This is a genomic window from Caballeronia sp. KNU42 (assembly GCF_053760385.1).
In genome coordinates this window covers 650,981-664,539 of the sequence record NZ_CM132390.1, presented here as the reverse complement: position 1 = coordinate 664,539, position 13,559 = coordinate 650,981, and the positions used below count along the sequence as shown (strand labels likewise).

The following is a 13,559-nucleotide window of genomic DNA, read 5'->3' as shown; positions in this document are numbered from 1 at the left end:
AGCACCAGCGGAACGCGCCAGGTCTCGCCTACCCGCGCCCGGTGAAAAGCATATCGGTTCCGGCGCCGCGTGCCGTGAGTTTAAAGTCCCATGGCCTGTCCATCGCTGCGCGGATCGTGCGCTCCGGACAGCGTTCCATCCGATCCAATTCGAATCACCCCTGGATGACCCGCAAGCGGACTCTGTGCGGCAATCGCGCTGACTTCATGCCCGCGTGCGGCTAGCGCGGCGAGCACCTCGGCGCCGGCGTCTTCCTCCAGCTTCAGCGCATCGCGGGTATCCGAGAAGGTCTTGCCAAGCAGGAAACGCGGACGAGCCAACGCGCTCAACGGGTCCATCCCGTAGTCGATCAGCCGCGTCAGCACCGCTGCCAGCGTCTGGGGCTGGCCGTCCGCGCCCTGCGTGCCGAACAGCAAATGGGGCTGCCCACCCTTCAGGTACATGCCGGGATTGAGCGTATGAAATGGGCGCTTCCCCGGCTGCACGACATTGTGATGCGCCGGATCAACGCTGAACGACGCGCCGCGGTTGTGCCAGAGAATCCCGGTGTCTCCTGCCACCACGCCGCTGCCCCAATCGAAGTAGACGGTTTGCAGCAGACTGACGCTGCGGCCTTGCTTATCCGATGCACCGATGAACGCTGTATCGCCGGGGCGGAATACGTGCGGCCAGGCGCGCGCTTTGTGAAGGTCGATCGAGCGCGCATGGGTATCGAGTGTGTCCGCCGAAAGCATTTCTTCGACAGGCACGCGATTGAACTCCGGGTCCGAGACCAGGCGGTCCCGGTCCACGAACGCGCATTTCACTGCCTCCGCCAGCAGGTGATAGTAATCGGCGCTCCCCTCGGCGATGGACGACAGATCGAAGCGAGCGAGCGTACCCATGATCTGCAGCGTGGTGACGCCTTGCGTGGGCGGTTGCAGGCTCACGAGTTCCCCGCCTCGATACGCCACGCGCAACGGGGCCTCGTCGCGAGCGCGGGTCTTCGCCAGGTCGGCTTGCGTCAGCGGCGAGCCGGCCTGCTGCAGGCCGCGTACGATGCGCTCCGCGAGTTCGCCTTCGTAGAACTCGCGTGCGCCGTAGGTGGCGATGCGTTCAAGACTGCGCGCGAGTGCGGGTTGAACGAAGCGCTCGCCAATTGCAGGCACATGTCCATTGGGTGCAAATACCGCTGAAAAGCCCGGCATCGCGCGCAATTCGCCGGCACGAAACTGCTGCCAGAAGTGTTGCGATGGCGTGACCGGAAATCCCTCGGACGCATAGCCAATCGCGCGATCGAACAGAGAGGACCACGTGCGTTGGCCGCCCCAGGACGTCTGGCTGATCGCATACGCCTGATGCCACGTATCGACCGTTGCTGCGGTGGTCAGCGTAGAACCGGCGCCGCGAAACGGGATGGCGGCGGAGAACGCGGGCAATTTCTGTGCTGCTTGTCCAATGCCCGATAACGTACGCAGCATGCCGGTCCGGTCACCGATCACCCAGAACGCATCGCCGCCAAGACCGGTGAAATGCGGATAGGTGACGCTTAGCGCCGCGCCGATTGCAATGGCCGCTTCAATGGCGTTGCCGCCCGCGCTCAGGACGTCGAGGCCCGCCTCGCTGGCGAGCGCATGGGGGCTGGTGACCATGCCTTCGGTGGACGTGGCGAGAGTCGTGTTGTGCATGTGGTTGTTCCGAAGCCGGTCAGCCGAGCGTGAAGCGCTCGCGGGTGGTCACATAGTCGCTTGCGCCAAACCGTCCGACCGGGAAGTAGTGCTGAAGACGTACGCGCCATGTTTCGGTATCGATCAGTTCGTCGCGTGCATGCAGCCTGTGAACGCGACCGATGAAGATCTGCCGGCTCGTGGTTTCCAGTGTCTCCCACAACGTGCATTCGAACGCGACCGGCGCTTCTGCGATTCGCGGCGGCGCGATCCGCGAGCTTGCAATCGGCGTCAGTCCAACCTTCTCGAGCTCGCTGACATCGGGCGGCAGACGTTCCCCGCATCGATGCATTTTTTCGGCCATCGCTTCGTCGCAGAGATGCACGACGAACTCGCGGCTGCGTGCAATATTCACGGCTGTGTCCTTGAGCGAGCCATCATCGAGGCGGTTGATGCTGATCATCACAATGGGTGGCTCCTCGCCCAGCATGTTGAACATCGAGAAGGGCGCCGCGTTGATCGTGCCGCTCGCGCTCATGGTTGTCACCAGCGCGATCGGACGCGGCACGATCAGGCTCGCCATGAGTTTGTATCGCTGATACTCGGTGATGGCTTCGAAGTCGATTTCCATGATGGCCTGGATCGGTGGGCTCAAGGTTGAAGGACGAAGGTTGAAGCACGGATTCAAGGCATGCCGAGCAATTGCCCGAGGCTTTTCTCGCCCAGCATGCGTGACGTCTCAATGCGTTTTTCCAGCTCTCGAAGGTGCGCTTCCATGCGTGTCACGGCGCCGGCTGCATCCCGCGCTTCTATGCAGTCGACGATCGCCGCATGTTCCTCGTGCTCGCACGGCGCATGGCCCGGCGGCTCGTAGACACCCACGATCAGCGAGCATCGCGATACCAGCTCCGTCAGGTAGCGCTGCAGGATCGAGTTGCCGGCAAGCGCCGCGATGCGCAGGTGAAAGCCGCTTGCAAGCCGCGCCCAGGAAGGCTGGTCGAAGCGGTGCATGGCTTCGTGTTCATCGGCTAGCTGACGGCGCAGTTCCTTGATGTCGCGAGCAGTCGCACGTTGCACGGCGAGCTCCACCAGCACGCGTTCCATCGAGCGGCGCGCTTCGAAAATCTCGCGCGTCTCCGCGGGCGTCGGCTCGGCGATCACCGCGCCCTTGTTCGGCCGAAGTGCAACGATGCCGTCATAAGCAAGCCTCTCCAGCACGCGCCGCACGACCGCGCGGCCGACGCCGAACAACTGGCACAACTCTGGCTCTGGAAGCTTGGTGCCGGGCGTCAGGCGATGGTTGAGGACACCGTCGAAGATGGCCTGGTAGAGGCGGGCATCGGCGTCCAGCGCGGTTTCTTGCGCAGTGTCTCGGCGAGGCTTTGCAGCCACCTTCAATGCAGGTTTGGGCGTCATTTTTCGGCGGTCACGAAGGTCGCTTGCGATGGTCCGGCGAGGCCCGCGCGTTCCATCTCGTCCATATGGCGGGCGATGGCGCCGGGTGTTGTCATCCAGACGTCGCCGTTCGCGCGGGCGGCGGCAATGTGCTGCAGTGCGCGACGCAAATGGCGCAGCCGGTAGGGCTGTCCGACGAGATACGGATGCAGCGCGATGCCCATCACGAGCGCCTGCGGATGGCGGCTGCGGTTCGCCTGTTCGAGCATTTCGTCGAACTGGTCGACGATCATGTCAGCGAACGCGCATGCGTCGAGATGGCGGCCGACCATCATCGGCAAGTCGTTCAGTTCTTGCGGGTAGGGGATGGACCACAACGAACCGGCGCGTGTTGCCATGCGCACCGGGCGGTCGTCGTGGCACCAGTTGAGCGTGTAGCCGTAGCCGGTCTCCGCGAGCAGGTCGGGCGTGACGCGCGACTCGGAGATCCATGGCGAGAGCCAGCCTGAAGGCGGTGTGCCGGCATGCGCGGTGATGCGTTCGCGGCAGTGCAGCAGCAACGCGCGTTCGCTGTTTTCGTCCAGGTCGCTCTGGCGGTGCGCGTTCGTATGGCCGTGTGCGATCAGTTCGTCGCCGCGTGCGAGACAGGCGTCGATGACCTCCGGGCAATGGTCATACAGCGATGTATTGATCAGCGTGCCCGAGGGCAGCTCGAGCTGGTCGAAGAGCTCGATGCAGCGCCATACGCCCACGCGGTTGCCGTATTCGCGCCAGCTGTAATTGAGCACGTCGGGCTGTGGCGAGACCGGGCCGAGGGCCGCACCCAGTCCCTCGCCAAACGCGAAGTGTTCGATGTTGAAGCCGAGATAGACGGCGAGGCCGGTGTCGCCCGGCCATCGGAACGAATCGGTGTCGGTGATCGGCCGGTAAGGAAAGCGGCCATGCGTCGCGAGCGGACCGAACGCGGGATCGTGCGGCGCGCAAGCGTGGCGGATGGTGTCCATGTGCAAGAGCCCTGAGTGACAAAAGCGCTGCGCACCAACGTGCCGCGCGTGAACCTTTTTGGGGGATCGCGCCCCGCGACGAAACCGCAACGCACCGAGGTTGTGCGGGTCGATCGCCGATAGTTCGATTTCGGATTGTGTGCAATTTACACGCCGTATCGTCGACGTTCAATAGGGGTGATGGTTTGCATAAAGGAATCCATATGTGAGCAAATTGGCATATGTCTTGCATTGAGAGTCTTGCCCGTACCTTGCCACCGTATTGGTTGCCGCTCGCCGCGCTTTTATCGAGGAAACGCCCTGCATGAGTTCGTCCACCACAGCCGTGCCTAAACCCGAGCCTGCCGATATCGAACTGGTGCATGTATCGAAGCAATATGGGGATTCGCTCGCCGTCGACTCGATCGACTTGCGGATTCCGGGCGGCCAATACTGTTGCCTGCTTGGGCCGTCGGGCTGTGGCAAGACATCGACGTTGCGGATGATCGCCGGCCATGAGTCGATCAGCGACGGCGACATCCTCATCGGTCAGCGCAACGTCACGCGCGTGCAACCCGCCGCGCGCGGCACGGCGATGGTCTTCCAGAGTTATGCGTTGTTCCCGCATTTGTCGGCGCTCGACAACGTCGCCTTCAGCCTGAAGATGCGCGGAGTCGCCAAGGATGTACGCCGCCGGCGGGCGGGTGAACTGCTGGAACTTGTCGCGATGAGCGCCTATGCCGAACGCAAGCCGTCGCAACTGTCGGGCGGCCAGCAGCAGCGTGTCGCACTCGCCCGCGCGCTGCTCAATGAGCCGCGCTGCCTGCTGCTCGACGAACCCTTGTCCGCACTCGATCCGTTCCTGCGCGTGCAGATGCGAGCCGAACTCAAGCGTTGGCAGAAGCAACTGGGCATCACCTTCGTGCACGTGACGCACTCGCAGGAAGAGGCGCTTGCGCTCGCGGATATGGTCGTCGTCATGAGCCACGGGCGCATCGAGCAAAGCGGTTCGCCCTACGAAGTATTCAACCGGCCACGCACGGAATTCGTCGCACGTTTCCTCGGCGGGCATAACGTGCTCGGCGCCAACGGCCGTGCGTTTACGGTACGCGCCGATCATCTGCGGATTGCGCCGCATGGGTTCACGCCAGTCCAGTCACCCACCGGCGGAAGCGGCTTCAGCCGGATCGGCGGCATCCCGTGCACGGTGCGCGAAACCGAATATCAGGGTACCCATTTGCGCATGACGCTCGCCCCGCTCGACGGTTCACCCGACCTCGTTTCACTGCTGCCCGATAACGAATACGATCCGCAACGACTGGGACCCGACGCGCGCGTGGTGGTCTGGTGGAACGAGCAGGACGCGCATGCATTGGCGGCATAAGAGACCGCTTATCCGTTGTACCGAACGACAAATTCCACCGAGGGAGATTGCAATGACTGAGCGTTACGAACACCCGTCCGATCCCGGCACGAGCGAGACACCCGCAAGCGCCGCGACCGAATCCAGCCTGGGAGCGGGCAAGGGCATGTCACGCCGCACCTTGCTCAAGGGCGCGGTCGCCGCGGCCGGCATTGCAGGGTTTCCGTACGTGCATGCGCAGGAAAAGATCACGCTTCGCTACCTGGGCACGGCGGTGAACCAGAGCTCGGACATTGCGAAGAAATTCCAGGAAGATACCGGCATCCAGATCCAGTACATCCCGGTCACCACCGACGACGTCGCCAAGCGCATCATCACGCAGCCGAATTCATTCGATATTGTCGATACCGAGTACTTCTCGCTGAAGAAGCTGATCCCCGCCGGCACGCTGGCCGGCATGGATGCAAAGAAGATCAAGCTCGCCGACAAGATCACGCCAGTGCTCACGCGCGGTGAAGTCGACGGCAAGAAGATCGGCGACCAGGGCACGGCGCCCAAGAAGGTGATGTTCCTGACGGGTGCGCGCTCGACGGAATTCTCGGCTACGCCCACCGAATGGATGACGCTGATCCCGACCACCTATAACGCCGATACGCTCGGCATCCGTCCTGACCTGATCAAGCGCCCGATCAACAGCTGGTCCGAGTTGCTTAACCCTGAATTCAAGGGGCGTGCCGCACTCCTGAATATTCCTGCCATCGGCATCATGGATTCGGCCATGGCGATCGAAGCAATGGGTCATGTGAAGTACGGCGACAAGGGCAACATGACCAAGGCCGAGATCGACCAGACCATCAAGATCCTGATCGAAGCGAAGCGTGCCGGTCAATTCCGCGCGTTCTGGAAGGACTTCAACGAAAGCGTGAACCTGATGGCGTCCGGCGAGGTCGTGATCCAGTCGATGTGGTCGCCCGCTGTCACGAAGGTGCGCACCATGGGGGTGGCGTGCAAGTTCCAGCCGCTCAAGGAGGGGTATCGCTCATGGGCGTCGGGCTTCGGGTTGCCGCGTTCGCTGCAGGGCCGCAAGCTCGACGCGGCCTACGAGTTCATCAACTGGTTCCAGGACGGCTGGGCCGGTGCCTACCTGATGCGCCAGGGCTATTACGCGGGCGTGCTCGAGACCGCCAAGACCCACATGCAACCGTATGAATGGGACTACTGGATCGAAGGCAAGCCGGCCGCGCAAGACATCAAGGCTCCGGATGGCCAGTTGCTCGAAAAGGTGGGCACGGTGCGCGACGGCGGTTCGTACAACCAGCGCATGGGCGCAATCGCGTGCTGGAACGCGGTGATGGACGAGAACATTTACATGGTCCAGAAGTGGAACGAGTTCATCGCGGCTTGATGTTGCTACCAGCGTATGGCCGGCGTGTTGCCGGCCACCCTTGTTTATCCACCAGGTAATCCGCGATGGCATCGATCGAGCTTCCCATCCAGCCGCTGGAGGCGACTGTCAAGCACCGGCGTACGGCTGCATGGTTACAGGCGACGCCGCTTGCGTTGACCTTCGTCCTGTTCTTTCTCGTGCCGCTCGTCATCACGTTGATCGTGAGTTTCTGGGACTTCAACGAATACCAGATCATCCCCGCCTTCACGTTCAAGAACTACGCGGCGATCTTCGACGGCTGTTCTTCGATGACCGATGTCTGCGTGACCTTCAAGACCTATTGGTCGACGATCAAGTTCTGCGCCATCGTCTGGGCGGTGACGCTCGTGCTCGGTTTTACGATCGCGTATTTCCTGTCGTTTCACATCCGTTCATCAGGCATGCAGACGGTGTTGTTCCTGGTCTGCACGATTCCGTTCTGGACGTCGAATGTGATCCGGATGATCTCGTGGATACCGCTGCTTGGCCGCAACGGGCTTGTCAACCAGGCTCTGCTTTCATCGCACATGATCGACAAACCGCTTGAATGGCTGCTCTATTCGAACTTTTCCGTCGTGCTCGCGTTCGTACATCTCTACACGTTCTTCATGATCGTGCCGATCTTCAACGCCATGATGCGCATCGACCGGTCGTTGCTGGAGGCCGCGCGCGATGCCGGCGCGAGCGGCTGGCAGGTGATCCGCAACGTAGTGTTGCCGCTGTCGAAGACGGGCATTGTGATCGGCTCGATCTTCGTGATCACCATCGTCATGGGCGATTTCCTGACGGTCGGCGTGATGGGCGGGCAGCAGATTGCGTCGGTGGGAAAGATCATCCAGGTGCAGACCGGCTATCTTCAGTTTCCCGCTGCGGCGGCCAACGCGATCATCCTGCTGGCCGTCGTGCTGATGATTGTCTGGGCGCTGACACGCGTCGTCGATATCCGCAAGGAGCTTTGACATGGCCGCGACTAGCCTGAACCCGAAGCACCGCGAGCGGCGTCCCGCCAGTTTCTACTGGCTAGCGCTGGTGTTCGGGTTGTTCGTGCTGTTCCTCTATGGACCGGTCATCACAATCTTCATCCTGTCTTTCCAGGGACCGGAAGGCGGCCTCACGTTCCCCATGCGCGGCGTTTCGCTGCATTGGTTCGAGGTATTGCGTCAAGGCGTGGGCGACATCGACATCTGGGCCGCATTCGGACGCTCAGTGCGTCTTGCCGCTGTAGTCACAGTGTTGACTGTGCTGTTCTCGGTCGCGGCGGGCCTCGCATTTCGCAAGCGCTTTCGCGGCGACACGGCAGTGTTCTACGCGTCCGTCGCGAGCCTGATCATGCCGTCGATCATCGTGTCGCTGGGTATCGGGCTGACGTTCCGGCTGCTCGATAACGGCGTCAAGTATCTGGCCGGCGCGTGGGGGCATCAATCATTCGTCGACAACTACACCACGTCGATGGGTCTATACACTTCGGCACTCGGCGCGCACCTGACGTGGACGCTGCCTTTCGGATTGCTCGTGATGTTCGCCGTCTTCAACCGTTTCAACCCGGCGTACGAAGAAGCGGCCCGCGACCTGGGCGCGTCCCCCTGGCAGAGCTTTTGCCATGTGGTGTTGCCGATCATCGGGCCGTCGGTGATTGGGGTCGGGATGTTTGGCTTCACGCTGTCGTGGGACGAGATCGCGCGCACGTCGCAGGCGATCGGCGACCAGAACACGCTGCCGCTGGAATTGCAGGGGCTCACGACTTCCGTCACCACGCCCGTGATCTATGCGCTCGGCACGATGACCACGATGCTGTCGTTGACGGTGATGGTCGTGGGGTTGCTGACGGTGCAGTGGCTGAGCCGTCGACGTTCAAGGGCGCTTGCGGGCTGACCGCGTGCGCCACGCGTGCTCGTTCATCAAGCCGCCGATAACGACCGCTCGAGCGCAGCCACACCCGCCGGAAGATCCACCGGCACGCCGAGGTCGATCATGGTCCGCCCAAGCGCATGGATGGTCCTGAAGAGATGATGCTCGCGGCATTGCTCGCCCATCTGGCCGATTCGCACGATCGGCGCGCCGAACGAGCCTGCAATCTCGACATGATGCTGGCGCGAGATATGAGCGCATACATCCGACCCGTTGATGCCTTGCGGCAAAGCAATCCCCACGACCGAATTCAACCGGCTCGGTTTCGAAACATAGAGCTTCAGCGCCAACGCTTCAATGCCCGCTTGCAGCGCGTTCGAACACCGCTGATGACGCGCGAACCGCCGCTCCAGCGTCTCGGCACATACGAGCCGCAGCGCCTCATGAAGCGCGAGCACGCCCGACACCGGCGCCGTGTAATGGTAGGACGCGTTATGCCAGAAGTTGGTTGCCAGCGCCGCGTCGAGGCACCAGTGTGTCGGCGGCACGGGACGCGTCATGATGCGTTGCCAGGCCGTTTCGGAGAACGCGAGCAGCGAGACACCGGGAATCGATGACAAGCCTTTTTGGCCCCCGGTAATCACGGCGTCGATACCCCATGCGTCCATCGGCAGGGGCATGGTGCTCAGCGTGCAGACCGCATCGACGATCACCAGCGCGCCGGCGGCGCGGGCCACCGAGGCAATCGATTCGAGGCTGCGATTCCAGACCGTGTTGGACGTCTCGCCATGCACGATCGTCACGATCTCCGGACGAAACTGCTCGATGGCTTGCGCCACTTGCTGCGTGTCCGCGGCGACACCGTCGACCACGTTCAGCGTTTGCACTTCAGCGCCGGTTCGCCTGGCCATCTCCGCCATACGTTCGCTGAAGAACCCGTTGCAGATACAGAGCACACGCGAGCCTTTCCACGCAAGATTCGTGATCGCCATTTCCATGGCTGCCGACCCCGGTCCCGCCACGCCCATCACCCATTTCGATTCTGTCTGGAACACGTACCGGGCCATGGTCTTGACCTGACCGATCACCGCGGCCATGGTCGAACCAAGATGGTTGATCACGACGCCGTTGGCGCGGGCCACGGCGTCGGGAATCGGAACGGGACCGGCGCCCATCATCAGCAGAGGCTCTTCGGGAAGAATGGAAGAGAGCGGCAGGACCGTCGGACACGCGATGCTGGTCGTATCCGGCGCGCCGGTTTCTGCGGAGAAGGTATGTCGGTCGTTCATTGGGGCTCGTTAAAAAAAGGGGATATTGGGTGGCTAAGCAGCGGCAGCAACACGCTCACATTGCCCGCGTCCTGCGCTGGCCGAAACGGATCAGCAGCCAGTAGAAAGCGAAGCGCCGAGTAGGCGAGAATACCGGTGCCGAGGCCAAAACGAAACGGCTACCTGACCCGGATGCGCTGATCCAGACCTTCGAACGCGGCGCAAGCTCCAGCGTTTCGCCTTCCCGCAGCCACCAATCGTCAGACTCGCCTTCAATGGTCAGCCACACCGTACCCCGGCAAACCGTCAGGGTATGAGGCCGATCGATGAGCCAGCAGGCCGGCGCATCATGGGGTTCCTGCTCCAAAGTCCTGATTTCACGCATTTCCCTCTCCCATCATGGCCGCTCACAGAGAGACGGCCTCTTGACTGCATTATTTATTTAAACTCCAATCTTAGGAATGTACAGTCGCGAACAGTTGTCCCGCACTGTTCAGTGATTTTCCCTGCACACTTCAAGAGATCACGCGATGAACCTCGTCATCGATCCACACAACGGCGTCCCCATGACCGATCAGCTCGTGACCGGTATCTCGGGCCTGATCCGCTCGCGGCAGATGCTGGCGGGCGTGAAGCTGCCGTCCATCCGGGCGCTCGCAGCCACCCAGAAGATCAGCCGGTTTCCGGTTATCGAAGCCTATGACCGGCTCTCGTCGCTCGGTTTTATCGTGCCGAAGCATGGTTCCGGTTTCTACGTGGCGCACCACATGGGGAGCGAGAGCAGCGCGTCGGGCGGCTCGGATCCTCGTCTTGCCGAGGAGGAGTCGCATCAGATCCTGCAGCAGTTCAACTATCCCGGCGAGTCCCTGAAGCTGAGCAGCGGCTTCGTGCCCGAAGCGTGGCGGGACATTGAGGGCATTGCCCAGACCGTGCGCCAGGTCATGCGGATGGACCCGAGTTGCGTGATCGACTACGCCATGCCACATGGCGACGCGAACCTGAGGCACCAGATCCAGATGCGCCTCGGGATGGTCGGCATCGAGGCGGACATCTCGAACATCATTGCCACCAGCGGCGCGAGCCAGGCGCTCGACCTGATCGTCCGGTTCATGCTGAAGCCGGGAGACACCGTGTTCGTGGAAGACCCCGGGTACTACAACCTGTTCGGCTTGCTCAAGTTGCAGGGCGTGAGGATTGTCGGCGTGCCGCGTCTGGCGAGCGGACCCGATGTCGATGTTGCCGAGCATCTGCTCAAGACCATCAAGCCGAAACTGTTCTTCATCAACACCGTCTTTCATAACCCGACCGCGACGAATGTGGCGCCGCAGGTCGCGTTCAAGTTGCTGCAACTCGCGCAGCAGCACGACTTCATGATCGTCGAAGACGACATCTATGCAGACTTCCAGGCAACGCCAACCCAACGGCTTGCGTCGCTCGATCAGCTCGATCATGTGATCTACGTGGGCGGGTTGTCGAAGACGCTGTCGTCGTCGTTGCGGATTGGTTATCTGGCGGCCAAGCGCGAGCTCATCAAGGACCTGGTCGATGTGAAGGTGCTCACCAGCCTGGGCGGTTCGCGCTTTAGCGAATGCGTGGTGGCGGCCTTGCTCGAGCGCGGCACGTACCGCAAGTATCTCGAGCGCTTGCGCCGCCGCATTCACGACACGCTGTCAACAGCAGTCCAGCGTCTTGAGGAAAACCACTGGGAAGTCTTCGATGAACCCACCGGCGGCAATTTCATCTGGGCGCGTGTGCCCGGTATAGAGGACTCGATGGTCCTGGTCGATCAAGCGCTGAAATTTGGCATCACGCTTGCTCCGGGGAGTTATTACCGTCCTAACGGCGAGGTGTCGGCGTGGGTGCGAATCAACACGGCACATAGCGACGATGCGCGCGCCATCCGGTTCTTCGAGCATATGGGGCGAACGAACCCTACTGTGAGGTGATCTGATTTCCCGCGTGTGATCGTCGAAACGGGCTTCCTTGAGGGCGCTATTGCACATAGCATCGTGTGACGCGTGCTGTGGCACGGCCGGATATGTCTGCAGGTGCGAACCGGGCCGACGATCACAGTGACGCCCCATTTTTCAAATAGCAGGAGAGACGATGCCGGACCTTTTCGTGGAATGCGGCGCTACGCCTGCAGCAGACTTCATCGCGGCTCAGCAAGCCGATGGTCTGACGCGCGCTGATCCGTCCACGGCCGGCGTGGATGCCGACGCCATCGTTGCGTTCCTGAACGACGTCGAAGCGGCCGGGCTCGACCTTCACGCCTTCATGCTTCATCGCAACGGCCGGGTGGTGGCCGAGGGCTGGCGCTGGCCGTATCGCCCCGACCGGCCGCGCAACCTGCACTCGGTCGTCAAGAGCTTCACCGCATGCGCGATCGGGCTGGCGCTCGATGAAGGCCTCTTCAGGCTCGATGACAAGGTGGTGTCGTTTTTCCCCGAGGTCGCTGTCGAACCAGACCAGCACTGGCTGACGGCGATGACCATAGAAGACCTCCTGACGATGCGCGTGGGCCACGCAGGCGAAACATCGGGTGCCGAATGGCGGTCGCTCACCACGAGCTGGATAGCGGAGTTCTTCAAGATCAGAATCGTGCATGAGCCGGGAACGGCCTTCATGTACACGAGCGCCGCCAGCTACATGTTGTCGGCCATTCTGAGCCGCGCGGCGGGCGTGACGCTGCATGAATACCTCAAGCCGCGAATCTTCGAGCCGATGGGTATTGTTGGCGAATCCTGGGATATCGGTCCGGACGGCATCAATCCGGGTGGCAATGGCCTCATCGCTCGAACGGCGGACCTGTTGAAACTGGGCGTGCTGCATGCGCAAAACGGCGTGTGGGAGGGCAAACGCCTGCTTCCCGAAAGCTGGGTCGCCGCGGCAACGAGCCCGCACGGCGAGCCTGTGAAATACGGCTACCACTGGTGGACGCGGCCAGACGGCACGTATAGCGCCATCGGCAAGTTCGTCCAGATGACAACCGTATTCCCGTTGCATGGCGCAACGCTCGCCGTGACCGGCGCGATCAAGGGCAGCGCGAAGCTGTTCCCGCATATCGACAGGCATTTTCCGGCCGCCTTTCGTGACCACATTGAAAACGGCGCCGACGCCGATGCGCGGCTCAAAGCGAGGCTTGCCGACTGGCAAAGTCCGGACGCCCCGGCAGCGTGGAAAGAGCCTTTCCAACGGGCCGGTGCAGCCACAGAGGGAGAGCGCGCAACCGGACTGACGGAGCGCTTCGTGATGCACCCCAACCGCCAGGGTGTGAGCGAATTACGATTCGAATTCACCGGCGAGACTTGCGTGTTTCGTCTTACCGATGCGCAAGGCGAACATATGATCGCCGCCGGCTTAGGGCGCTGGCTGGAAGGCCGCACCGACATGCCGGGCAGCGATCTTCACCATGGCTACGAATTCGGTAACAGCCCGGTTGTCGCCCGTGCATGCTGGCTGGATAACACGCGGCTGCAAATGACCTGGATCTTCCCCGAGACCGCTTTCCGCGACACCGTGATCTGCGAGTTCTCGGGCAAGACGATAACGTTCAAGCGTGAGGTGAACATCAATGGCGGTGCGCTGCGGCATGACGACCTGACCGGCTCAAGCGAGGCTTAGAAGGAG

General features: G+C 62.0%; 12 protein-coding genes. 6 read left to right on the top strand and 6 right to left on the bottom strand.

The genetic code is table 11. From position 1 onward, the window contains the following. Window positions 1–80: 80 nt before the first annotated feature. Genes ggt through ACSOSP_RS34370 form a run of 4 tightly spaced genes read right to left on the bottom strand, consistent with a single transcriptional unit; the run spans window position 81 to window position 4,045 of the window. Window positions 81–1,667 carry a gamma-glutamyltransferase gene (ggt, locus tag ACSOSP_RS34385; protein WP_455315110.1) on the bottom strand — a complete coding sequence of 529 codons (1,587 nt, stop codon included), beginning with the start codon at window positions 1,665–1,667 and terminating at the stop codon, window positions 81–83. Between the two features lie 19 nt (window positions 1,668–1,686). After that, window positions 1,687–2,277, bottom strand: a complete 591-nt coding sequence (locus ACSOSP_RS34380) for a flavin reductase family protein (protein WP_455315109.1) — start codon at window positions 2,275–2,277, stop codon at window positions 1,687–1,689. A gap of 53 nt (window positions 2,278–2,330) precedes the next feature. Next, window positions 2,331–3,062, bottom strand: a complete 732-nt coding sequence (locus tag ACSOSP_RS34375) for a GntR family transcriptional regulator (RefSeq protein ID WP_455315108.1) — start codon at window positions 3,060–3,062, stop codon at window positions 2,331–2,333. After that, complete coding sequence (locus tag ACSOSP_RS34370) at window positions 3,059–4,045, bottom strand: polysaccharide deacetylase family protein (protein WP_455315107.1); 987 nt, start codon at window positions 4,043–4,045, stop codon at window positions 3,059–3,061. Before ACSOSP_RS34370 ends, ACSOSP_RS34375 begins: the two co-directional genes overlap by 4 nt. Before the next feature lie 304 nt (window positions 4,046–4,349). Between ACSOSP_RS34370 and ACSOSP_RS34365 the strand changes: the two genes are divergently transcribed. The 4 genes from ACSOSP_RS34365 (at window position 4,350) to ACSOSP_RS34350 (ending at window position 8,685) form a co-directional block, all read left to right on the top strand. Further along, on the top strand, window positions 4,350–5,408 hold the full coding sequence (locus tag ACSOSP_RS34365; RefSeq protein ID WP_455315106.1) for an ABC transporter ATP-binding protein: 1,059 nt from the start codon (window positions 4,350–4,352) through the stop codon (window positions 5,406–5,408). Window positions 5,409–5,553: 145 nt separating this feature from the next. Further along, entirely contained in the window at window positions 5,554–6,792 is a 1,239-nt protein-coding gene (locus ACSOSP_RS34360) for an ABC transporter substrate-binding protein (protein WP_455315414.1), read from the top strand. 65 nt (window positions 6,793–6,857) lie between these two features. Beyond that, on the top strand, window positions 6,858–7,772 hold the full coding sequence (locus tag ACSOSP_RS34355; RefSeq protein ID WP_455315105.1) for an ABC transporter permease: 915 nt from the start codon (window positions 6,858–6,860) through the stop codon (window positions 7,770–7,772). 1 nt (window position 7,773) lies between these two features. Continuing rightward, on the top strand, window positions 7,774–8,685 hold the full coding sequence (locus ACSOSP_RS34350) for an ABC transporter permease (protein WP_455315104.1): 912 nt from the start codon (window positions 7,774–7,776) through the stop codon (window positions 8,683–8,685). Between the two features lie 26 nt (window positions 8,686–8,711). On the opposite strand, the gene ACSOSP_RS34345 is transcribed toward ACSOSP_RS34350, so the two are convergent. Then, entirely contained in the window at window positions 8,712–9,950 is a 1,239-nt protein-coding gene (locus ACSOSP_RS34345) for a pyridoxal-phosphate-dependent aminotransferase family protein (protein ID WP_455315103.1), read from the bottom strand. Window positions 9,951–10,005: 55 nt separating this feature from the next. Next, window positions 10,006–10,314 (bottom strand): DUF2917 domain-containing protein, encoded by a 309-nt coding sequence (locus tag ACSOSP_RS34340; RefSeq protein ID WP_455315102.1) that lies wholly within the window; start codon window positions 10,312–10,314, stop codon window positions 10,006–10,008. A gap of 145 nt (window positions 10,315–10,459) precedes the next feature. On the opposite strand from ACSOSP_RS34340, the gene ACSOSP_RS34335 reads away from it, so the two are divergent. After that, entirely contained in the window at window positions 10,460–11,875 is a 1,416-nt protein-coding gene (locus tag ACSOSP_RS34335; RefSeq protein WP_455315101.1) for an aminotransferase-like domain-containing protein, read from the top strand. A 160-nt stretch (window positions 11,876–12,035) separates the two neighbouring features. Continuing rightward, window positions 12,036–13,553 (top strand): serine hydrolase domain-containing protein, encoded by a 1,518-nt coding sequence (locus ACSOSP_RS34330; protein WP_455315100.1) that lies wholly within the window; start codon window positions 12,036–12,038, stop codon window positions 13,551–13,553. The last annotated feature ends 6 nt before the right edge of the window (window positions 13,554–13,559 follow it).